At 63.8% G+C, this 21,351-nt stretch carries 23 protein-coding genes and 1 tRNA gene; 16 read left to right on the plus strand and 8 right to left on the minus strand.

Features of this window, described 5'->3' with window-relative positions; translation table 11 throughout:
* Window positions 1–20 precede the first annotated feature (20 nt).
* Window positions 21–683, minus strand: a complete 663-nt coding sequence (locus OPU69_RS00215) for a nitroreductase (protein ID WP_498508856.1) — start codon at window positions 681–683, stop codon at window positions 21–23.
* A gap of 221 nt (window positions 684–904) precedes the next feature.
* Here OPU69_RS00215 and OPU69_RS00220 point away from each other — a divergent pair, with 221 nt between their 5' ends.
* The 8 genes from OPU69_RS00220 to OPU69_RS00255 all read left to right on the plus strand — a co-directional run bounded on the left by OPU69_RS00220 (window position 905) and on the right by OPU69_RS00255 (window position 9,623).
* Window positions 905–1,867 (plus strand): YeeE/YedE thiosulfate transporter family protein, encoded by a 963-nt coding sequence (locus OPU69_RS00220; protein WP_060979393.1) that lies wholly within the window; start codon window positions 905–907, stop codon window positions 1,865–1,867.
* 271 nt (window positions 1,868–2,138) lie between these two features.
* Window positions 2,139–3,482, plus strand: a complete 1,344-nt coding sequence (locus OPU69_RS00225; protein WP_197428164.1) for a methyl-accepting chemotaxis protein — start codon at window positions 2,139–2,141, stop codon at window positions 3,480–3,482.
* 327 nt (window positions 3,483–3,809) lie between these two features.
* Window positions 3,810–4,946, plus strand: coding sequence for a hydroxymethylglutaryl-CoA lyase-like TIM-barrel protein (locus tag OPU69_RS00230; RefSeq protein WP_067512263.1), 1,137 nt, complete (start codon window positions 3,810–3,812; stop codon window positions 4,944–4,946).
* The gene (locus OPU69_RS00235) at window positions 4,943–6,229 is read left to right on the plus strand and encodes a 3-isopropylmalate dehydratase large subunit (RefSeq protein WP_498508857.1); all 1,287 of its coding nucleotides are present in this window, start codon (window positions 4,943–4,945) and stop codon (window positions 6,227–6,229) included. The genes OPU69_RS00230 and OPU69_RS00235 overlap by 4 nt, the downstream gene beginning before the upstream one ends.
* Entirely contained in the window at window positions 6,229–6,741 is a 513-nt protein-coding gene (locus OPU69_RS00240) for a LeuD/DmdB family oxidoreductase small subunit (protein ID WP_269454098.1), read from the plus strand. Before OPU69_RS00235 ends, OPU69_RS00240 begins: the two co-directional genes overlap by 1 nt.
* Window positions 6,742–6,746: 5 nt before the next feature.
* Window positions 6,747–7,655, plus strand: a complete 909-nt coding sequence (aepX, locus tag OPU69_RS00245) for a phosphoenolpyruvate mutase (RefSeq protein ID WP_067512271.1) — start codon at window positions 6,747–6,749, stop codon at window positions 7,653–7,655.
* Window positions 7,652–8,827, plus strand: coding sequence for a hypothetical protein (locus tag OPU69_RS00250; protein WP_498508858.1), 1,176 nt, complete (start codon window positions 7,652–7,654; stop codon window positions 8,825–8,827). Before aepX ends, OPU69_RS00250 begins: the two co-directional genes overlap by 4 nt.
* Complete coding sequence (locus tag OPU69_RS00255; RefSeq protein ID WP_060979388.1) at window positions 8,820–9,623, plus strand: class I SAM-dependent methyltransferase; 804 nt, start codon at window positions 8,820–8,822, stop codon at window positions 9,621–9,623. The genes OPU69_RS00250 and OPU69_RS00255 overlap by 8 nt, the downstream gene beginning before the upstream one ends.
* Before the next feature lie 37 nt (window positions 9,624–9,660).
* Here OPU69_RS00255 and OPU69_RS00260 read toward each other — a convergent pair whose 3' ends face one another.
* From OPU69_RS00260 to OPU69_RS00275, 4 genes are read right to left on the minus strand one after another with little or no spacing between them, the layout of a single operon-like run.
* Window positions 9,661–11,010 carry an LLM class flavin-dependent oxidoreductase gene (locus tag OPU69_RS00260; RefSeq protein ID WP_196490395.1) on the minus strand — a complete coding sequence of 450 codons (1,350 nt, stop codon included), beginning with the start codon at window positions 11,008–11,010 and terminating at the stop codon, window positions 9,661–9,663.
* Between the two features lie 18 nt (window positions 11,011–11,028).
* Window positions 11,029–11,289, minus strand: a complete 261-nt coding sequence (locus OPU69_RS00265) for a hypothetical protein (RefSeq protein WP_498508860.1) — start codon at window positions 11,287–11,289, stop codon at window positions 11,029–11,031.
* Window positions 11,286–12,500 carry a radical SAM protein gene (locus OPU69_RS00270; protein ID WP_498508861.1) on the minus strand — a complete coding sequence of 405 codons (1,215 nt, stop codon included), beginning with the start codon at window positions 12,498–12,500 and terminating at the stop codon, window positions 11,286–11,288. Before OPU69_RS00270 ends, OPU69_RS00265 begins: the two co-directional genes overlap by 4 nt.
* Window positions 12,501–12,502: 2 nt before the next feature.
* A complete protein-coding gene (locus tag OPU69_RS00275; RefSeq protein ID WP_498508862.1) occupies window positions 12,503–12,700 on the minus strand; it encodes a DUF1843 domain-containing protein in 198 nt (65 codons plus the stop codon).
* Window positions 12,701–12,934: 234 nt separating this feature from the next.
* On the opposite strand from OPU69_RS00275, the gene OPU69_RS00280 reads away from it, so the two are divergent.
* The 3 genes from OPU69_RS00280 (at window position 12,935) to OPU69_RS00290 (ending at window position 14,422) form a co-directional block, all read left to right on the plus strand.
* A complete protein-coding gene (locus tag OPU69_RS00280; RefSeq protein WP_155645716.1) occupies window positions 12,935–13,075 on the plus strand; it encodes a hypothetical protein in 141 nt (46 codons plus the stop codon).
* A 164-nt stretch (window positions 13,076–13,239) separates the two neighbouring features.
* Complete coding sequence (locus OPU69_RS00285; protein ID WP_498508863.1) at window positions 13,240–14,001, plus strand: hypothetical protein; 762 nt, start codon at window positions 13,240–13,242, stop codon at window positions 13,999–14,001.
* On the plus strand, window positions 13,994–14,422 hold the full coding sequence (locus OPU69_RS00290; RefSeq protein ID WP_060978525.1) for a hypothetical protein: 429 nt from the start codon (window positions 13,994–13,996) through the stop codon (window positions 14,420–14,422). Before OPU69_RS00285 ends, OPU69_RS00290 begins: the two co-directional genes overlap by 8 nt.
* 284 nt (window positions 14,423–14,706) lie before the next feature.
* Here OPU69_RS00290 and OPU69_RS00295 read toward each other — a convergent pair.
* Window positions 14,707–14,799 (minus strand) — tRNA-Ser (locus OPU69_RS00295).
* A gap of 288 nt (window positions 14,800–15,087) precedes the next feature.
* Here OPU69_RS00295 and OPU69_RS00300 point away from each other — a divergent pair.
* From OPU69_RS00300 to dut, 5 genes are all read left to right on the plus strand, one after another.
* Complete coding sequence (locus tag OPU69_RS00300) at window positions 15,088–15,876, plus strand: DUF1134 domain-containing protein (RefSeq protein ID WP_498509308.1); 789 nt, start codon at window positions 15,088–15,090, stop codon at window positions 15,874–15,876.
* 201 nt (window positions 15,877–16,077) lie between these two features.
* Window positions 16,078–17,253 carry an amino acid aminotransferase gene (locus OPU69_RS00305; protein WP_060978527.1) on the plus strand — a complete coding sequence of 392 codons (1,176 nt, stop codon included), beginning with the start codon at window positions 16,078–16,080 and terminating at the stop codon, window positions 17,251–17,253.
* Window positions 17,254–17,314: 61 nt separating this feature from the next.
* A complete protein-coding gene (locus OPU69_RS00310; protein ID WP_155645926.1) occupies window positions 17,315–17,638 on the plus strand; it encodes a hypothetical protein in 324 nt (107 codons plus the stop codon).
* A gap of 33 nt (window positions 17,639–17,671) precedes the next feature.
* Window positions 17,672–18,880 carry a bifunctional phosphopantothenoylcysteine decarboxylase/phosphopantothenate--cysteine ligase CoaBC gene (gene coaBC, locus OPU69_RS00315; RefSeq protein ID WP_498508865.1) on the plus strand — a complete coding sequence of 403 codons (1,209 nt, stop codon included), beginning with the start codon at window positions 17,672–17,674 and terminating at the stop codon, window positions 18,878–18,880.
* Window positions 18,867–19,331: a dUTP diphosphatase gene (gene dut, locus OPU69_RS00320; protein WP_060978530.1), complete on the plus strand. Its 465-nt coding sequence runs from the start codon at window positions 18,867–18,869 to the stop codon at window positions 19,329–19,331. The genes coaBC and dut overlap by 14 nt, the downstream gene beginning before the upstream one ends.
* A gap of 181 nt (window positions 19,332–19,512) precedes the next feature.
* Here dut and OPU69_RS00325 read toward each other — a convergent pair whose 3' ends face one another.
* The gene (locus OPU69_RS00325) at window positions 19,513–20,205 is read right to left on the minus strand and encodes a DUF4136 domain-containing protein (RefSeq protein ID WP_498508866.1); all 693 of its coding nucleotides are present in this window, start codon (window positions 20,203–20,205) and stop codon (window positions 19,513–19,515) included.
* A gap of 115 nt (window positions 20,206–20,320) precedes the next feature.
* Entirely contained in the window at window positions 20,321–21,325 is a 1,005-nt protein-coding gene (trpS, locus tag OPU69_RS00330; RefSeq protein WP_498509309.1) for a tryptophan--tRNA ligase, read from the minus strand.
* Window positions 21,326–21,351: the final 26 nt, after the last annotated feature.

The raw sequence follows: 21,351 nt of genomic DNA on the forward strand, positions 1-21,351 counted from the left end.
GTCGATCCGCCCCATCCCGATCAGTCGAAACCGAGGAAGGTGACCTGCTCGTCGAGTGGCACCCGCTCGCGCTCGAAATTGTTGACCGGCGCCTGCTCGTCGCGCCAGCCGATCGCGATGCCGCAGAACAGCAGGATGTCGTCGCCCAGACCGAGATGGTCTTTGATCGTGCGACCATAGACGCCCATATATTCCTGCGGGCAGCTATCGAGGCCCTCGCCGCGCAGCAGCAGCATGATCGTCTGCAGCCACATGCCGCAATCGGACCATTGCGGTTCCTTCATCAGCTTGGGGAAATGGCACAGCAGCAGCACCGGCGCGCCGAACGAGACCATGTTCATCTTGACGAAATCGGCACGCTGTTCCGAATTGTCGCGCGCCACGGCCATCGCCCCGTACATCGCCTTGCCCAGGTTCGAGAGCCGCTCCTGATATTTGGGCACCTGGCCCGGGGCAGCGAAGTCATATTCCTGGGGATCATCCGGCTGGCTGGCGAGCAGTCGCTGCTGCAGCGCGGCGAGCGGCGCACCGGTCAGCACCGTTGCCTCCCAGGGCTGATAGTTGCAACCCGAAGGCGTCATCCGCGCCTGTTCGAGCACTCGCCGCACCGTCTCGAACGGAACCGGCGTGTCCTTGAAAGCCCGGATCGACCGGCGCGTGGCGACTGCTTCGGCTACATTCATCAAACATCCCTCCTGTTTGGCAACAGCAGCCGGACGTTTACCGGCCGCGCGCCTGCCTTGCCAGAGCAGGAGAGCGGCTGCAATCGCGCGTGACTGAAACCGCACGCGCCTTTCCGGCGAACCCGCTCAGTGCCGTAGAAGGAGGCTGATGCGATGCGATCTGGCGGTGCCAGTGTGGATGGACCGTCCAGTGGTGACGATGTCGCGGCGAGCAAGCCAGCATGCTGCTGATCCTCGTCCTGCCATGCGCCTTCCTTGTCGGCATGGCGATCAGCGGCAGCAGCACTTGCGCGGTGACGGCCTCGCGCGAGATCCTGCTGCAGCGGCGCGGCACCATGCTGCTCGGTTTCGTCATCGCGATGGGCGTCGCGGGCACAATGACGCTGCCGCTGCACTGGCTGCTTGGTCCCACAGCCCGTCTCTCGTCCGAAGTGCCGATTTCGGGTACACTGGTGTCCGGCGCCGTGCTGATAGGGCTGGGCGCGGTGATCAACGATGCCTGCCTGCTGGGCACGCTGGCGCGGATTGGCCAGGGCGAGGTCCGCTTCCTGGCCTTGCCCTTCGGTCTGGCGCTGGGCTTTGCCCTGGCCGATCGGCAACCATTGCTGACCGCTGGTCCGGCGCTGGGCAATGTCCATGCGACGCCAATGTGGCCCGGTATCGCGCTTGTCATCGGCTTTGCGCTGCTGGCTGCCTGGGGCTGGCGCGAACGTGGCCGATCCATCGAACCCGGGCGGGCAAGGCCTGCTTGGCCGCGCGCGATGATGCTCGCCATGGGTCTGTGCGGGGCGCTGCTCTTCGCGCTGGAGCCGAACTGGGCCTATTCGGATGCGGTGCGCGCCATCGTGCGGCGCGGGCAGATGGAGATGCACAGCGATGCCCGTGCCTTTGCACCAGCCATCGCGCTGCTGGGCGGCGCGCTGGTCTCGGGCCTCCTTGCGCGCTCGTTCGTGTACACGCCGCCCCGCCCGGCGGATCTCGCCCGGTCACTGGCCGGCGGTGCGGTGATGGCGCTCGGCGCTTCGCTCATCCCCGGGGGCAATGACACGCTGCTGCTCGCGGCGATTCCATCCGGCACGCTGAGCGGACTGGTCGCCTATCTGGTGATGTCGCTAACGGTTCTGGTGGCGCTGCAATCCGCAGCGTGGCTCGGCGCTCGCGCGCACATGAAACTGGCCGCCTGAAGCAGCGATCCTCGACCCCATGGTTCCATCGGGCATGCCGCGCGCCAGGGGAAGAGCCAGGCATGCAGGGTTGCGAGCGCTGGATGCCTGACCCCACGACGATCAGCGTCTCGGCGGGCAGGATGTTGCCGGATCCATCTATGGGCAAAGTTCCGGTTGGCGGTTCGGCTTGACTTCGAACATGGTGGACGAACATTTTTGTCATGTCTTCAAAGTGTAACAAATATTTAAGCGCTTGTTTACTACGATTCCGATAATTTGTTCGGGTATGATGCAGTCGCCATCCGCCTTTTCTTTCTCCGCCGGGTCATCCGGGGCAGATGCGCGATCGGATAGGATCGGCGACTGGCTGTCGGCGGCAGATCGCGAGCCGCCCCATATCCTGCACGGCGACACGCTGGTCAGCGTGATCGACCGCTTTCAGGCCAATCCAGACTTGCGATTGCTGCCGGTGCTCGACGCAGAGGGTCGACCGTGCGGTGCAATTTTCGAGCGTGATATGCGTCGGCTGCTGCTTAACCCCTATGGCCACGCCCTGCTGCGCAATCCGGCTTATGGGGGCGACCTGAGGTCGCACATTCGCGATTGCCCGAGGGCCGATGTCGCGCAGTCGATCGGTGCGGCCCTGGAGCAATATCGGGTCGGACGAGGAACCGAAGGCATGATGATCCTGCAGGATCACCGATTGTTCGGCGTGCTGACCAACCGCCGACTGGCGCTGCTCGCGGGTGAATGGGAGGGTCATAGAGCCCGCCACAGGGTTGCCCGCGCCGACCAGATCGAGGCTGCCGCAGAGCGTTTCGAGCGCGAAGTTGCGGCTCTGGGCCAGATGATGGACAAGCTGTCGAGCATGCTGGAAAACGACGCTGCCCAGGTGGCGGAGAGGTCGACCCAGGTCAGCACCCGCGCTGCCGCCGTTGCCACTGCGGCCGTGCAGACCAGTACGCATATGGAGGAAATTGCTGGCAGGGGCCGCGAACTCGCAGCTGCGCTTGACTCCATTGCCGCCCGGACGGACGAGGCGCGCGAGGCCGGAATTGATGCGGTCACGCTCGTGACGGCAGGCAGCGCCCGTACTGCCGATCTGCGCGTCTCTGCAGCATCGATCGAATCGGTGATCGACCTGATTGGCGAAATCTCGCGTCAGGTGAACCTGCTGGCACTCAACGCGACGATCGAAGCTGCACGCGCAGGTGACGCTGGGCGTGGCTTTGCCGTAGTCGCCGGTGAAATCAAGCAACTGTCGCATCAGACCGCTATCGCCGCCAATCGCATCCGTGCCTATATCGATGAAATCGGGAATGCGGTCGACGAAGTGTCTTGCGGCCATGCTCGCGTCGAAACCGCGATTGCGCGTATCGCCTTGAACTCGGCCGAAATTCAGGGCGCGGTTGCCCTGCAACGATCGGCGACGCAGCTGATCGCCTTCAATGCCGCGCAAACCCATGACGCTAGCCGGGCGACAGGCGTGGATGCCGATGCGATCAACGGCATTGCCCAGAGCGCCGCGGAAAGGGCGGAAGCTATGCTCGGCATTGCCAAGCGCGTGTTCGACGGGGCCCGCCAGCTGGCCGCCGAAAGCGGCCATTTCGTCGAGCAGATCCGCGCCACCTGAACCTGTATCGCGGCGACGCGCTGTCTCTCCGCAGCAGGGCCGAGCAAACCAGCCCTGTGCCGACAAATCGCATGGCCAGCCATCGCGCAAAAGGCTTCACATCATTTCAGAACCGTTTCCACCTTAACTTGGCATATTTCGAGCGTTGTCAAGTACGTTCAATCATTAAACTGTATTAAACCCAGCATTTGCTTCATGTCATTCGTTTGACAAATTGTAGGATTTGAAGGAAACTTGTAGAGTTACTCGAATCAACAGTATATTTCTCAAAAACATTCGATCCATAGTAGGCAACGTGGCTGACCGTCCTGGCGGGAGCAATGGCTGGTGAACAACGATATTGTATATGAGGACACGACGCTTCGGGACGGAGAGCAATCCCCTGGCATTGCATTCGGTCGTGATACCAAGATCGCCATCTTCACGGCTCTGCGTGCGCTGGGCGTGCGCTGGATGGAAGTCGGCATTCCCGCCATGGGGGGCAGCGAGCTTGCCGTCATCCGGGAATTGCTCGAACGCGGCTCCGACCTGATGCTGATCGGCTGGAACCGGGGAAAGCTGGACGATGTGGTGCAGTCGCTGGACCTGGGTTTTCGCGCGATTCACATCGGCCTGCCGGCCTCGGACATGCATTTGAAGCACAGCGTCGGGCGTGACCGCGGCTGGCTGGTCGAGCAGGCCAGGACACTGATCGGCGTCGCGAAGGACCGCGGGGCCTTTGTGTCGATCAGCGCAGAGGATGTCGGGCGGGCCGACCCGTCGTTTCTGATCGACTATGCCGGCGCGGTGAAGGAAGCGGGTGCGGACCGGCTTCGGCTTTCCGACACGATCGGCATCCTTTCGCCAAGCCGGTACGCGGCGGTGGTGGCGAGCATCGCCAAGGCGGTGCCGATCGACCTGCAATGCCACGCCCATAACGATTACGGTCTAGCCACAGCCAACACGCTGGCCGGTCTCGAGGCGGGGGCTCGCTATTTCCATGCCACGGTCAATGCGATCGGCGAACGTGCCGGAATGGCCGACATTGCCCAGGTCGCCCTGTGCCTGCGCGACTTTCACGACGTGGATCTGGGGCTGGACCTCACCCAGCTCAAGGCTCTGAGCGACTTGCTGGCGCAGGCGACTGGCCATGCGCCGCCGCCATGGCATCCGGTTGTCGGGGACAACGTGTTCGCTCATGAATCCGGAATTCACGTCAAGGGCGTGGTCCGCAACGCGAATACCTTCGAGCCATTCGACCCGGCCGAGGTCGGCGGCACCAGAAAGATCGTCATCGGCAAGCATTCGGGGACCGAAGCGATTCGATATGTGCTGGGCGAGCAGGGGATCGAGGCCGATGCGGGCGAACTCCGCCAGTGCCTCGGCGCGGTTCGTGAATTCGCGATGGAGAAGGAGCGGGCGCTGTCAGCTGGAGAGTTGGTCGCCATTCATCGCAGGATTGCGAGCGAGGCCGCGGTGGCATGACGCTGGTGCAGCAGATCATTGCGCATCACGCCCAGCTGCCAAGGGCCGAAGTCGGCAGCATCGTCGAGGTCGAGGTCGACTGGATCTATGCGCAGGACGGCAATGTGCCCACCATCGCCCGCCTGTTCGAACTGCACGGCCTGAATGTCGGCGATGCATCGCGGATCCGGTTCGTCTGCGACCATTCGGTACTCGCGCCCGACCGTCTCATGGCCTCCAGAGTCAAGGATGCCGAGCGCTTCGCCGCGCAACAGGGCATCGAGATGGTGCCGGTCGGCTCGGGAATCAGCCATCTGCTTGCCGCTGAGCAGCAATGGTTCAGGCCGGGGCGGCTGGTTCTGGGCGCAGACTCGCATACCTGTACCGGCGGAGCCTTCCAGTCCCTGGCGCTGGGGATGGGCGCGACCGATATCGCGTGCGCGATGGCCGAAGGCAGGACCTGGCTGCGGGTGCCCGAAACCGTTCGGATCGAATTGCGCGGTCTCCCTTCGCGCCATGCAACGCCAAAGGACGTCATGCTGCATATGCTGGCGACGAACACGCCCGAGGCATTCCTGTATCGCTCGATCGAATGGTGCGGCGAATGGATCGAGTCGCTCGACGCCGAAGGCGCGGCCACGGTGGCCAACATGTCCGTCGAACTGGGTGCGAAATGCTGTTTCGTCTCGGCCTGGCTGGGCTGCCCGGCCGGAATGATGCGGATCGACCCCGATGCCGAGGACGGCGCCCGGAAGATGGTCATCCAGCTCGACGGGCTCGAGCCCCAGTTTGCAGACGGGCATGCAATCTCGACCGGACGATCGATAGACGAGGCCGACCGCGAGCCTGTCGACTGTGTCTTCGTTGGCAGCTGCGCCAATTCCAGGCTGGAAGACATAGGCACAGTCGCTCGCCTGCTGCGCGGTCGCAGCATAGCACCGGGCTTGCGGCTGGTGGTGACGCCGGGCACGCGCAACATCCATCTTCAGGCGCTGCAACACGGCTATGTCGAAACGCTGATAGCCGCCGGTGCGCTGGTAACCCCTGCGGGCTGCGGGCCCTGCGTCGGAACGCAGGGGCATGTGCCTGCGGATGGGGATCTGGTGGTCTCGACGATGAATCGGAACTTCCTGGGTCGCATGGGCAATCCGCATGCCCGGATCGTGCTGGTGTCTCCCTTGGTTGCTGCGGCAACGGCGCTGCTGGGGCATATCCCCTCGCTCGCCGAACTCGAAGGTCTGACACTGACAGACGATGTCTCACTGGATCATGACCGTGCCGACCAACCGGAGCACGCCTCATGATGCAATTGCGGGCAAGACGGATTTCGGGCGCCGTGTCGACGGACGATATTCTTCCGGCGCGCTACAAGCACGCCTCCACCAATCCGGATGAACTCGCAAAACACGTCTTCGAATATTTCCTGCCACCGGGTTTTGCGCCCTTCGCCCCTGGCGACTGCATCATTGCCGATTCTGTCTTCGGCATCGGAAGTTCGCGCGAACAGGCGGTCAGCGCGCTGATGGCCGCAGGTGTCGGTGCCCTGATCGGCCCGGCATTCGGGCGGATATTCTATCGCAACTGCTGGAACCTGGCGCTTCCGGCGATCGAGGCCGACCTGGGCGATTGTCGCGAGGGCGATCCTGTCCAGATCGACCTCGCCGCAGGACAGATCGTCTGCAAGGGCGCAACCGTCGCGTTTGCGCCTCCTCCGCCCTTGCTTCTCGACGTCTACCGGGCCGGAGGCCTGCTGCGCCATGTCGCGGCGAAAAAGCTCTCTCGCCAAAGCCTTCCAAGTCAGGGAGAAGGATCGTGAATGGCATGCTCTGCAATGGTAACGCTGTTCCGGATGCTGGCGCGGCGTTGAAGCGGCTACTTGCCCGGGATCGGCTGGCATTTGCAATGGAAGCCCATAATCCGCTGGCGGCCAGAATTGTCGGCAATGCCGGGTTCGATGTCGTCTGGGCCTCGGGCTTCTCGATATCGACGGCGCTGGGCAAGCGCGATCGCAACGAAGTCTCCTCGACGCAGCTCATCGATGTGCTCCAGGGAATGCGCGAGGTCACCGACACGCCGATCCTGGTCGATGCCGATACGGGATTTGGCGATTTCAACAATTTTCGCCTGCTTGTCCGCCGGCTGAGTGCGATGGGCGTCGGCGGCGCATGTATCGAGGACAAGACCTTTCCGAAGCTGAACTCCTTCGTGAACGGTCGGCAGGTCCTGATCGATGCCGAGGAATTCTGCGGCAAGATCCGGGCTGCAAAGGACAGCCAGCTGGCGAACGAATTCTGCATTGTCGCGCGGACCGAAGCGCTTGTCGTCGGTGCCGGCATGCACGAGGCGCTGGAGCGGGCGGAACGCTACCGGCTCGCCGGGGCCGATGCGATCCTGATCCATTCGAAAGAGAAGACGGCCGATCAGGTGCTTGAATTTGCGCTGCACTGGGCTGGGCGCACCCCGCTCATCGCTGTCCCGACGACCTATAGCGAAACGCCCTGCGAGCTCTTCGAAGCGTCCGGCTTCGGCCTTGTCATCTGGGCCAATCACATGATCAGGGCCAGCGTCGCTGCCATGTCCGAAGTGTGCAACCAGGTCTCTTCGCAACGGTCTGTGCAGGGCATCTCCAACAAGATCGTGGCGATGGAAGAGGTGTTCGACCTGTTCGACTATGCAGAGGTGACGGCGGCGGAGCGGCGCTACTGTCCCGACCGGGCAGCCGGGGCATGATCCGCGACGAAATGGCCCTGCTTGCCCACGGCAGCGCAGCGGACCCGGGCCGAGGCGACAGCGTGCATTTTGCGATCCTCGATATCCCGATCCGCCTTGATGTGGAGGAACCGGAATTTGCCAGCATCACGCACGCCTTCATGGGGGCCTATGCGCCTGGCGAGGCAGCGGCGATGGTTGCGGGCGAGGGCCTTGCCTTTCATGTCCGCCGGGTTGCGACGCTTCCGGCATCACCAACCGAGAAGGTCGCCGTGCACCGCACCAGACATCCTTATTGGAATTTCGGCGGGCTGACCGATGCGGCGCGCGTGATGCATGTCTGGCCGACCCGAGGCCTCTCGATCGAACGGATGGGCCCCCGCAGCTGGCGCATCGGCGTGCGACAGGATGTGAATGCGCGATTTGCCGCCGAGGGCATATTCCACGCCATTCGCAGCCTGGCGCTCTATCATCGCCCGCCCGGCAACATGCTGCATGGTAGCGCGGTGGCTTGCGGCGATCGGCTGATCGCCTTTGTCGGCCCTTCGATGGCGGGCAAGACGACGCTGATGACGCGAATGCTGGCGAACACGGGCTGCCATCCCTTTGCCAATGATCGCTTCCTCGTCCTGCCGGATGCATCGCTGGAAACGCTTTCCTGGCCTTCCTATGCGAGCTTCTGCGAGGGCCACCTGCTGGGCGATGCGTCGCTGGCGACCGCCGCGCGCCGCTATGAAGCGGAGGATTGTACCTATCGTACGCGGCGCTGGGGGATTGAGCTCAGCGATCGGTTCGACAAGGCCGGAAAGCGAACCTACCCCATGCGCTGGCTGCGAGAGGTCTATGGACGCCCGTATCGCAACGCAGGGCAGCTGGGGGCTATCGTGTTGTGCCAGGTTTCACCCGATATCGAGCGGACTGTCTTTCGCGAACTGGACCTTGACGGCGCAGACCGGGAACAGGCTCTGAGCTGCCTGCGCGCATCGGCATTCGACGATCATGAACCGTCGTTCCTGTCCTGGCACGGCCTTCCGACCCCTCGAAATGCTCCCGAGCTCGGCCATCTCCTCGACAGGTTGAGCGCCGCCGGCGGGAAGGTGATCTCGCTGGCCGTGCCGGTAAATCAACTGGACGATGCGACGCGCCTGCTTGGCAAGGCGCTCGCCCTCATGCCGGACCGACAAAATGGATAAGGAAAGACTTGAGGCCTTTGACGAGATTGCCGGCGGCTATCGGCAGTTTCGGCCGAGCTACCCTGCGTCCCTGTTCGATGAACTGGCGCGCTATGTCTCGCCGATCGAACCTGAGGGCGATGGCCCTCTGCTGGCGCTGGATGTTGGCGCTGGTACCGGCATCGCCACGCAGCAGCTGGCGCATGTCCTCGATCAGCGCTGGCGCATTCTGGGGGTGGAGCCGGGATCCGGCATGCTCGAACAGGCGCAGGCCCTGGACGATCCGCGCATCGCATTCGTCCGTGGCCAAGCCGAGCACCTGCCAGTCAATGATGGCGCGGCGGCCCTCATTATGGCGGCACAGGCGGCGCAGTGGTTTGACCGACCGGCATTCTATGCCGAGGCAAGGCGCGTGCTTCAGCCTCGTGGGGCGATCGCCCTGATCCAGAACAACCGCAACTGGCAGACATCGGAATTCCTCAGCGCCTATGAAGCGCTGCTGGAAGGCAGCAGCCCTGGCTATAGCCGCAACTATCGCGCGTTCGATTATCGCCAGGAGCTTGAGGACCAGGGTTTCACGCGCATCCGCGTCCACCATGCCGAGTGGATCCGGGAGATGACGGGCGAAGCCTTTCTCGGGATGGCGCATTCGTCGAGCAAGGTCGCCGCGGCGGTCAGGGCCAGGGGACGTGCGCTGGTCGATCAGGCGATCTGGGATCTGCTCGCCACGTTCGGCCGCGACGGCACGATCGAGATCCCGTATGTCACCGAACTGTTTCTGGGCGAAGTCCCCGCAACCAGAGCGCATGCGGGCTGACACGGCCCGGTTCGATCGAAGCGAAACCGGCCGGTCGCTACTCCACTGAAGCGCGTGCCCGGGGATGCCGGGGGCGGTCCAGGCCCAGCTTGTCGCGCAGCGTGCCGGCGCGGTACGCCTGCTTGAACCAGCCAGCGCGTTGCAGCAGGGGTATCACCCCTTGCGAGAAATCATGGAGGAAATCGGGCATCTGTGGCGGCATGATGTTGAATCCGTCGGCGGCGCCCGTCGCCACCCATTCGACCAGTTCGTCCGCGATGTCCTGGTACGACCCGATCGCCATGAAATGGCCCCGCGCGACGACCAGCCGTTCGTACAGGCTGCGAATGGTGGCGCCTCGCTGTGCGGCGAGCTTTTCGATCATCGCCCGGCGGCTCTGGTTCCCATTCGACGGGGGCAGTGGGGGCAACGGGCCGTCGATGTCATGGGGCGAGAGGTCGAATCCTCCCAGCAGGTCGGACAGCATCGACAGGGCGAGGCCCGGCGCCACCTTGTCCTGCAGGTCCTGCAGCTTGCGTCGGCCATGGTCTGCGGTCGGGCCACAATAGGGGCTGCATCCGGGCAGGATCTTCAGCTGATCCGGATCGCGGCCATGGCGCGCGGCCCGTGCCTTGACATCGCGATAGAATTCGCGGGCATCCTCGATGCTGCCCGAAGCGGTGAACACGAGCTCGGCATGCCGTGCGGCAAAGTCGCGCCCCGTCGCGGATGCTCCCGCCTGGACGATGACAGGCCGCCCCTGCACCGGACGCGCGATGTTGAGCAAGCCACCTGCAATGCGGAAATGCTGCCCATCGAAATGAACGGGGTGGCGCTTGGCCGGATCGTAGAAAAGGCCGCTCGCCTTGTCCCGTGGGAAGGCGTCATCTTCCCAGCTGTCCCAGAAGCGGCAGGTCAGATCGAAAAACTCCTCGGCACGATCGTATCGGGCCTCGTGCTCGGCATGCGGGGCGTGGCCGAAATTGAGTGCCGCACCCGCCTTGGACGAGGTCACCAGGTTCCAGCCCGCGCGCCCCCCCGAAATCCAGTCGAGAGAAGCATATTCGCGCGCGAGGTTGAACGGTTCCTTGTAGGACGTCGACGAGGTCGCGATCAGCCCGATATGGCGGGTTTGGACTGCCATGGCGGCGAGAAATGTCAGCGGCTCGAAGACAACAACCCTGCTGCCATAACCCAGATGGTCGTCCGCAAACACCGAGGGGGTGTCGCTCAGGAAGATGAAGTCGAAGAGATTGTCTTCGGCGTGTTGCACCAGACTTGTATAATGTTCGATGTTCTGCGCCCCATCGGCGCGGCTGCTGTCCATGCGCCAGGCGGCCGGGTGATGCCCCGTCCCATAGGAAATATAGGCTCCGAGGATCATCTCGCGTGGTTGATGAACGGACACGGCACGCCCTTTCTGGGTTCATGAAAACGAGCCGGATGCGCTGTGGCCCATGGCTGCAGCGGCTCCGGTTTGCCGGTCGGGTTGGAGCCGATGGTCGGCGTTGAGGGCAGCCTCGAGCCGCTCTGCCGCGGCGCGGGCCATATCGAGCGCCGACAGATAATCGCGTTCGGCCTTGGCCAGATCGCTCTGGCAGTGGCTGCAGACCTTCTCTTCGGGCCATACGAACTGCCGGCACGACCGGCACAATAGCAGCGTGGCGGCGACCCTTCCGGCGGTCACGACAGCACCGCCCGGCCGGATAGCGGCCTATCCTCCACCACCAGCGCATGGCGCCCATAGTCAAAGGCATGGCCGGGCGCATCGGCCACCTTGACCAGCCTTTCGCGCTTGCCGCGGCGCGCGAACTCGAGCGCGCGGTAATGGCACATCGGATTGTTGCCCGGCCGCCCCATCAGCGAATGCGCTGTCCATGTGCATCCGGCCATGCAGATTTCGGCATAATAGCATTGCGCGCAATAGCCCCACAGGTCGCTCTTCGTCGCGCGATGGGTGAAGGCCAGTCGCTCGGCGCGGTCCCAGATCACCCGCAACGGTTCGTCGCGCACATTCCCGCCGACATAGTCGCGCGACAGCCCCGGACAGCCCTTTATATTGCCGTCCGCCTCGATGCCCAGGACATTGTCGCCAGCGCTGCAGCCGGTCCAGTGCGCCGCGATATCGCCGATCAGGCGCAGCTTTTCCTCATAGGGGCCGAAATAGCCGATATTGTTCGATGGCTGCAGCACGATGCCGTTTTCGGCAGCACGGTCATGAAGGCTGGCAAGCAGGGGAAACAATGCGAGCAGGTCATAAGGCTGCAGCAGCAGGTCGTCATTGTCGGCGGCGTTGCCCATCGCGACGGTCAGCGCCAGCTGCCAGTTCGAGACCTTCGCTGCGATCAGGACATCGAGCAGCTCGGGAAGCTGCTGCATCGTGTGACGGTTGATCTGCGTGTTCACGCTCGCCATGATGGGCCGGTTCGCCACAAGGTGCAGCAGCGCCAGCGCCGCTTCGAAGCTGCCCGGCACCCCGCGCTGCAGGTCGTGGGTCTGGCCGACGCCGTCGAGCGACACCCCGATGCTCATGACGCCGGCCGCGATGGCAGCATCGAGCGTGGCCGGAGTGAAGAACCGCCCGCCGGTCTGGACCGAGCAATCCATGCCCGCTTGGCGAATGCGCCGAACAATCTCCAGCCAGTCGCGCCGCAGATAGACTTCGCCGCCGATCAGGCCGATGTCCCGCGCTCCGAGTTCGGCAAGCTGATCGACAAGATCGAGGCATTCGACGCTGGACAGTTCCTCACGCGCGCGCCGTCCGGCCCGCGAGCCGCAATGACAGCAGGACAGGTCGCAGGCTCGGGTCAGTTCCCAGACGACGCTGACGGGTACGCGCCTGCGCTGATCCGCCGAACCGAAGAAGCGCGCATGCGGCAGCTCCGCCTGCGGGACCATTGTCAGCCTTTCTCCAGCCTGGCGATGGCCGCTTCCAGGTCGGCAATTCCGGCTGAGAGGTTTCCGGTCTCTGCCTGAACCTTTCTGGCGCGCTTGAGAACCGATTTCATCCGGCCGACCTCTCCGAGCGTCAGCGCCTCGCGGATCGCCGGATCGTGGGCCGCACGACTCATGCGGATGTCTGAACCCTTATCGGTCATTGCACATCTCCCTGTAACGAACATGAACAATACTTAATCTTTAGCTGAAAAGATTCGATATGTCGATGCGGATATTGAATCATTGTTGACAATCCTGGGGTGATTTGTATAGTGAAAATGTAAGCTGCTTGCAAAAAAGTGCCAGCAATGCTGGTGCAGCTAATTCAATTTAGCTGCAGTCCGAATTATTTGTTCGGGCAATATTCAAAACAATGATTCGAATGGAGATTTATGATGGCAAAGTCTGAAAATGTGACTCGTGCTGCGTATCTTGATCGCAAGCAGATGGTGACGAAGAAGATCGACGTTGTCGAATCGCGTCTCAATGAACTTGCCGCCACCTTGCGTACGCTTCGCGCAGACGTGGTCGCCTGATCGTGATGTTGGCTGCGGATATTCATCCGCAGCCAATGTCCTTCATCGGTACAGTAGTTTGATTGTTGTCCCTCCTGGCATGATGCGCAAGTAAAATGCAGGGCACAATTCATCCTCTACCGACCCATGCGTCCGTGGCGGCTTGCCAGCGCTTCGGTGTCGACATGGGCGAATTTCTCCCGGCGATACAGCAGCGCTTCATCGAGCATGGAGCCATCTTTCTTGCAGGATCGCTGGTGGAGGGATTTGGCAACAAGACCTCCGATCTCGATGTCATGATTGTGAGCGAGCTGGCGCTGGACGGCATCGGTCATGTCGTGCGCAAGGATCATATGCTGATCAACATGATCTTCGGCAAAGCTCGCCGGATCGATCTGGAATATATCCACACCGGGACCATCTCCTCGCCGGTCGCGGAAATTGCTGCGCTCGACATTCCCGTCGACTTTGTCGCAGAGCGGATCGACGAGCGGCAGGAGCTGCTGATTCATCGCCTCCTGAACGCGGTCCCGCTCTTCGACACACCCGCCTACCGCGCGCTGCTTGCCGCCGCGCAGGCCTGCGATTTCCGCCGCTACATGGTCAAGCGCTGCATGCACAAGATCGACGGGGCCGCGCTCGATCTTGAAGGCATGGTGGATCGCGGAGATCCGGCCGAAGTGCTGCTGCGCCTCTTCGACATCATCGACCATAGCGTGGATGCCATCCGATTTGCGCACGGCTTCACCAATCCACTCGGAAAATGGCGGATCAGATCGCTTCGGTCGATGCCGCCATCGCCTGAGGCCGAAAATGCGCTTGGCATCTATTTGCGCTATAGGGTGTTCGGTCTCGGGCTGGACGCGCCCGATATGGACGAAGTGCTGACACTGGTGCGGCAGGTGCTCTACTGGTCCGACTGTGCCCTGAGGCGAGTCTATGCCTGAAGTGGTGAGGGAGATCTCGGCGGTGTTCCGCTTCTATCCCGATCCCAGGGGCGATATCCGCATGATTCACAATGGGCATAGCCGCCTCGAGATCGATGAAACCATCGAGGCGCTGTGGTTCGAGATCGACAGTAAGCGCAGCCTCTCGCAAATCTATCGTTCGTTTTGCAACGCGACCGGCCGTGTGCACGACCCGGTCTCGGCAACGTTGTTTGCCGATATTCTCCGGGAGTTCGAGCAGGCTGGGCTGATCCTGCGGAACGGTGACAGTTCCACGTGCCTGGCTTGCGGCTGCGAGCAGCGTCGTCCGAACCCCTTGCAGACGATGCCCGCGCGCTTCGAGACATGCGAAAGCTGCCACGACCGATTCGGTATAGTGGCGTGGTGGCGTCCTTCATCCCCGCCAACCCAACAGGCTTGAGATTGTGATCGAGGACGCCGGCTCATGGCGCTGCGCCCAGATGCCGGCCGGGGGAAGTCAAGCCGGTCCGGACCGCGGGTTTGCTACCGAAACTCCTGCATGCCCGTTCCCTGCGCATTTCAGAGGGGGATCCATCCCGCTCGGGCTAGACAGCTTGTCTCGCTCCCGGCGCCCGCGTGTCCCGCGCCAGGGAATGTCGTTGGCTCCTCTGCTAGGCAAAAGCAGAGACAGTCGCGTGTCCTTCGGGGCTGCTGACCATCAGGGCAGGAGCGCGGAACAGGAAGTGGCGGAGACGGAGGGATTCGAACCCTCGGTACCGGATTTACCAGTACGACGGTTTAGCAAACCGTTGGTTTCAGCCACTCACCCACGTCTCCGCATGGCAGCATGTCGATGCTTGCTTGCCCCAGCTACGGGGCCGGTCGATTGGCCAGAGCGCGCTATAGCGGCGGGTGGGGCAGGGATCAACCGGTTAAGTTCGCTTTCCGCGCCCGCTTTTGCGCATTTGCTGTGGATGGCCCGCAATCGCCCGATTCAACCGCATTTGTCGCAAATCGGACTCGGGTCGGCGCACCACCGACTCGGGTCATCGCCCATTCATTGTCTTGGGTCCAGGAATGCGGCGATTGTGGTTAATGATGCACAGGCGGGAGGCAAGCATGGCAATGGGCTGGTTCGGACAGGGTCTGGCGATTGTCGCCCTGGCGACATTGGGGCTGGGGGCAGGGCCTCTGGCCGGGCCGGCATCGGCCCAGGTCAGGACGATCGATCCCAATGACGCAATCGATGCGGACCTGGCGCCGGCGCGACCCAGCGGCACGGCCGAGCCGGCGCGTGAGGCGCCCCTCGACGGCGGATATGATTATGGCACGCCCGACAATGGTGCCACCAGCAGCACCGAATCACTGCCGCCGGTAGCCGACAGCAGCGCGCCTGCTGCGACTGCGGCGGTGCCGCCTGCGGTTTCCGGCAACGGCTATCAGAAGGATGATCTGATCGGCGCGGCAGAGGGCGTGTTCGGCAAGGGCGCCGAAGGGCTGGCCGGGCTGATCGAGGACATATTGCGCAAGCAGGGCGAGCCCAATGGCTATATCGTCGGGCGCGAGGCATCGGGCGCATTCGTCGTCGGGCTGCGCTATGGTTCGGGCACGCTGCACCACAAGGTGGAAGGCGACCGGCCCGTCTACTGGACCGGCCCTTCCATCGGCTTCGATGCCGGGGCCAATGCCGGCAACACCTTCGTTCTGGTTTATAATCTCTATGACACCGAGGACCTGTACAAGCGCTTCGGCGCGGGCGAGGGCGCGGCCTATCTGGTCGGCGGATTCCACACCAGCTATCTGCGCCGCGGCGATGTGGTGCTGATCCCCGTGCGCATGGGGCTTGGCCTGCGCCTCGGCGTCAATGCCGGGTACATGAAATTCACCCGCAAGCGGAACTTCGTCCCTTTCTGACGGATCGCTTCGCGGCAGGCATAGCCCGCAGGGTCGCAACTGCCATGGGCAAATACGGGGCCGGTTGTCGCACTCCAAAGCGGCAGCCGGCCTTTTTGCCTTGCCCCGGCGCGCAACGGTCGGCATGGAGGCTCGCGCATTTTCCTGACGCCGGAGAGGTGGTTTCCGGCAATTTTCAAACGTGAGATGGGGGAATTACCCGTGCTGGAACAATTGAAGGCGCAACCGGCCGATGCGCTGCTCGCGCTGATCAAGCTTTATGCGGCCGATGACCGCCCGACCAAGATCGACCTGGGCGTGGGCGTCTATCGCACCGCCGATGGCGCCACCCCGGTGTTCAAGGCGATCAAGGCGGCTGAGGCGCGCCTGCTCGACGGGCAGGACAGCAAGAGCTATCTCGGCCCCGAAGGCGATATGGGCTTTGTCCGCGCGATCATGCCCTGGATGCTGGGCGATTTCGATCCGGCAGGGCGCATCGACGGCCTGCAGACCCCCGGCGGCACCGGCGCGGTGCGGCTGGCAGCGGACCTGCTGCTCAAGGCCGGCGTCAAGCGTATCTGGATGGGCACGCCCAGCTGGCCCAACCATGTGCAGATCTTCAACGCCGTGGGCCTGGCGAGCGAAACCTTCCGTCATCTCGACGTCGCGACGCAGAAGCTCGACTTCACCGCGCTCGAAGCCGCGCTGGACAAGGCCGATGCGGGCGATGCGGTGCTGCTGCACGGCTGCTGCCACAATCCCACCGGCGCGGATTATAGCGAGCAGCAATGGCAGCAGATCGCCGAGACGGTCGCGGCCAAGCGCCTCTTTCCGCTGATCGATCTGGCCTATCACGGCCTGGGTCATGGCTTTGAGGCCGACGGCTATGGCCTGCGCACCGTCCTTGCCAAGGTGCCCGAGGCGCTGATTGCCTATAGCTGCGACAAGAATTTCGGCCTGTATCGCGAGCGCGTCGGCGCGCTCTATGTGATGACCGAAAGCGCCGAGCAGCAGCCCGCGATCCAGTCGAACCTGGCCGCGCTGGCGCGTGCCAACTGGTCGATGCCGCCCGATCATGGCGCGGCTGCGGTCAGGATCGTGCTGGAAGACGAGGGGCTGACCAAGATCTGGCTCGCTGAACTCGATTCGATGCGCGAGCGGATGCGCAGCGTGCGCGACACGCTCGCTTCTTACCAGTCGATCGGATCGGTCAATCTGGCAGCCGTGGGCCAGCAGAACGGCCTGTTCTCGGTGCTCCAGCTGACGCCGGATCAGATTGCCGCGCTGCGCGCCGACTGGGGCGTGTACATGGCGGGTTCGGGCCGGATCAACATTGCCGGGTTCACGGAAGCCAATATCCCGCATTTCATCGAGGGGCTGCGCGCAGTCACCGCGTGATTCCGGCCTGACTGCGATCTGCCGCACAGCGCGCGCCCTGCGCGCCGTGTAGGCGGATCGCATGTCATTGTGTTCCACCCTGTTGCGGATGCGCGATCACTTGGCCGCTCTGGCCACAGCGATTCTGTGCGCGCATGCCATCGGTCTCGTTCGCCTGCCCGACTTTGTCCCCCACGGTTCGCTTCTGATCGAGGGGCGCGCGGGCCAGCTGATCGGCGTCGCGCTGTGTGCGCTGGCCCATGCCATCGTGCTGACCGCGCTGTATCGCAGGCGGCTGGTCGCAGGGCCGCTCTATCGCTGCGGCGAGACGCGGCCGCCCGATGCCTTTGACCAGCCCTATCGCCCCGGCACCTCCCGCCTGCTCGAAAGCTGGCACTATCGTTGACCGGCGCGCGCGCAGCATTTACCGCTGGCCCCCATGAAACCACCCCATATCCTGCTTATCGTCGGCGGCGGCATCGCCGCGTACAAGGCGTGCGAGTTGATCCGGCTGATCCGCAAGGCGGGCATGACCGTGCGCTGCGTGCTGACCGATGGCGGCGCGCAGTTCATCACCCCGATGACGCTCGCGGCGCTGAGCGAGAACGAGGTGTTCACCACGCTCTGGGATCTCAAGAACGAAACCGAGATGGGTCATATCCAGCTGAGCCGCGAGGCCGACCTGATCGTGGTCTGCCCGGCGACTGCAGACCTGCTCGCGAAGATGGCGGCGGGGATTTCGGACAGCCTGGCGACGACGGTGCTGCTGGCCACCGACACGCCGGTACTGGCGGTCCCGGCGATGAACGTGCGCATGTGGCAGCATGCCGCGACCCAGCGCAATGTCGCGCGGTTGCGCGCCGACGGCATCACGGTGGTCGATCCCGATGACGGCGCGATGGCATGCGGCGAATACGGGCCGGGCCGGTTACCCGAGCCGGTGGCGATCATGGAGCAGATCGAACAGGCTCTGGCCGTGCGGGCGGGTGCTGCCGTTGCTCCAGCGCTACCACTTTCCGGCAAGCGCGTGCTCGTCACCGCTGGGCCGACGCACGAGCCGATCGATCCGGTGCGCTATATCGCCAACCGGTCGAGCGGGCGGCAGGGCTTTGCGATTGCCGAAGCCGCGGCGGCCATGGGTGCAGAGGTGCAGCTGATCGCCGGGCCGGTGCATCTGCCGACTCCGCCGGGGGTGACGCGCATCGATGTCGAGACCGCGCGCGAGATGGCGGCGGCGGTCGATGCGACGCTGCCAGCCGATATCGCGATCCTGGTCGCGGCGGTGGCCGACTGGCGCACCGCGGATGCGGCGGAGCAGAAGATCAAGAAGACCGGCGGCGCGCTACCGGTGCTGCAGCTGGCGGAGAATCCAGACATTCTGGCAGGGCTGGCCCGGGACGCGCGGCGGCCCGCACTGCTGGTCGGCTTTGCTGCGGAGACCGAGAATGTCATCGCGCATGCCCAGGCCAAGCTGGCGCGCAAGGCGTGCGACTGGATCGTCGCCAATGACGTCTCCGGCGATGTGATGGGCGGGAACGAGAACGCGGTGCACATCGTCACCGCCGATGGCGTGGAAAGCTGGTCCAACCTGCCCAAGGACCAGGTCGCGCGCAAATTGATGGAGAAGATCGCTGATGCCGTCCGCTGAACACCCGCTGGCGCCGATCACGATAAGGTTGAAGCGGCTGCCGCGTGGCGAGGGGCTGCCGGTGCCTGCCTACGCGACAGCGGGCGCGGCGGGGATGGATGTCGTCGCGGCTGAAGAGCTCGACCTGATGCCGGGTCAGCGCTATGCGGTGGCCACCGGCTTTGCGATGGCGATTCCCGACGGATACGAGGTGCAGGTGCGCCCGCGCTCGGGCCTCGCGCTCAAGCATGGCATCACCGTGCCCAACACGCCCGGCACGATCGACAGCGACTATCGCGGCGAGCTCAAGGTCATCCTGATCAACCATGGCGACACGCCGTTCCCGATCCGCCGGGGTGACCGCATCGCGCAACTGGTGGCCGCACCGGTGCAGCGCGCGGATTTCGCCGAGGTCGATGATCTCGACGCTACCGAACGCGGCACCGGCGGCTTCGGCTCGACGGGGGTATAAAAATCCTCCCACAGCTTGCTGGGGGAGGGGGACCGCGCGCGCAGCGGATGGTGGAGGGGCAGCGGATGTGCACTGCCGCGATTCCAAGCGTGATCCCGCTTCCCCTCCACCACCGATCTTTGATCGGCGGTCCCCCTCCCCGAGACAAGCTCGGGGAGGATTTAGGAGGGTTAGCCTATGCTCACCGCGTCTCGCGGATCGGCTTCACCTTCTTGCCTTCGGGTGCGATCGAGATGCGCACCGTCTCGCCCGAGCGGCCGGGGAAATCGGTGAAGATCGCATCGACAAGGTTCGGCACCAGATATTGCAGGTTCTTGCTACGCGACTGGGCCTCGGCCTTGCCTTCGAACAAGCGCTGATTGTCGGCGACGCGGTCGATCTTCAGGTCGAGTTCGCTGGTGTACACGGTGTAGCTGCGCACATCGTTGTTCCAGCCAGGGCCGAAGATGAACGGGTCATAGAAGCCGAAGCCAAAGGCACGGCGACCGTAGAAGCCGCCCCAGGGACCGCCCCACGGACCGAAACCGGCGCCCCAGCCGCCGCCAAAGCCGTCGGACACGACCTTTTCGCGGCCATTGTCGACATCATAGGAAAAGCTCACCACCATGTCGGCGCGCGAGGGATCGTTGGCGGGGACATAGCCCAGCTGGCTCATCTGGCGCGTCACCAGCCCGGCATATTGCGCGAATTCCAGCCCGCCTTGCAGGCGCGGATCGGATGCGGTGACGACAAAGCTCTGGCCCTGGGGAGCGGGCAGAGCCTGGAAGCGGGCGACATCGGCCTTGAACGGGGTGGCGCAGGCCGAAAGCGCAAGGGCAAGGGCGGGCACCGCAAACAGCGCTGCACGACGGGTAAAACGGCTGCGAACAGTCATTTTGTCTCTCCATGGCGGACGCGCGCGACCCTGCGCCGTCCGACTCTGGATATAGGACTAACTGGCCGCGAATGAACCCCGTTTGAACGCAATTCTGCGCAGGTTCAGCTTCGGCTCAGCGCATCAGGCCGAGCGCCTCATAAGCTCCGCTGAGTGTCGGCGCCGCGACTGACCGCGCCTTTTCCGCGCCCTTGTCGAGGATCGCGTCGAGTGCAGCCTCATCTTCCTTGAGCTCGACGAAACGCTCGCGAATCGGGCGCAGCGCCTCGACCAGCACTTCGGCGAGCGCGGGCTTGAACGCGCCGAAGCCCTGGCCTGCAAACTGGGCGCAGACCGCATCGGGCGTCGATTCGGTCAGCGTCGCATAGATGCCGATCAAGTTCAGCGCCTCGGCCCGGCCTTCGAGCGCGGATGCGACGTCCGGCAGCGGTTCGGGGTCGGTCTTGGCCTTGCGGATCTTCTGCGCGATCTCGTCGTCACTGTCGGTCAAGTTGATGCGGCTCATGTCCGACGGGTCGGACTTGGACATCTTGGCATTGCCGTCGCGCAAGCTCATGATCCGCGCCGATTCCTTCGGGATGTACGGATCGGGCAGGGTGAACAGCTCGACCCCGAAATCGGTGTTGAACTTCATCGCGATGTCGCGGGTCAGTTCCAGATGCTGTTTCTGGTCCTCGCCCACGGGAACGTGCGTCGCCTGGTAGAGCAGGATGTCGGCGGCCTGGAGCACCGGATAGACGAACAGGCCGACACTCGCGCCCTCGCGGTTCTTGCCGGCCTTGTCCTTGAACTGGGTCATGCGGTTGAGCCAGCCGATGCGCGCGGTGCCGTTGAGCAGCCAGGCAAGCTCGGCATGTGCGGGAACGCGCGCCTGGTTGAACAGCACGCTGCGGTCGGCATCGATGCCGCAGGCGATCAGCGCGGCGGCCATCTCGCGCACGTTGCGGATGCGCGTCTCGCGCTCTTCATGCACGGTGATCGAGTGGAGATCAGCGAGGAAGAAGAAGCACGCGCTGTCCGCGTCCATCTCGTCCTGCATCTTCACCCAGTTGCGGATCGCGCCCAGATAATTGCCCAGGTGCAGATTGCCGGTCGGCTGGATGCCGGAAAGGACGCGCATGTCGGTTACTTTCTCGCCTGAAGGGG

It is taken from the genome of Blastomonas sp. 34TW (assembly GCF_059803595.1).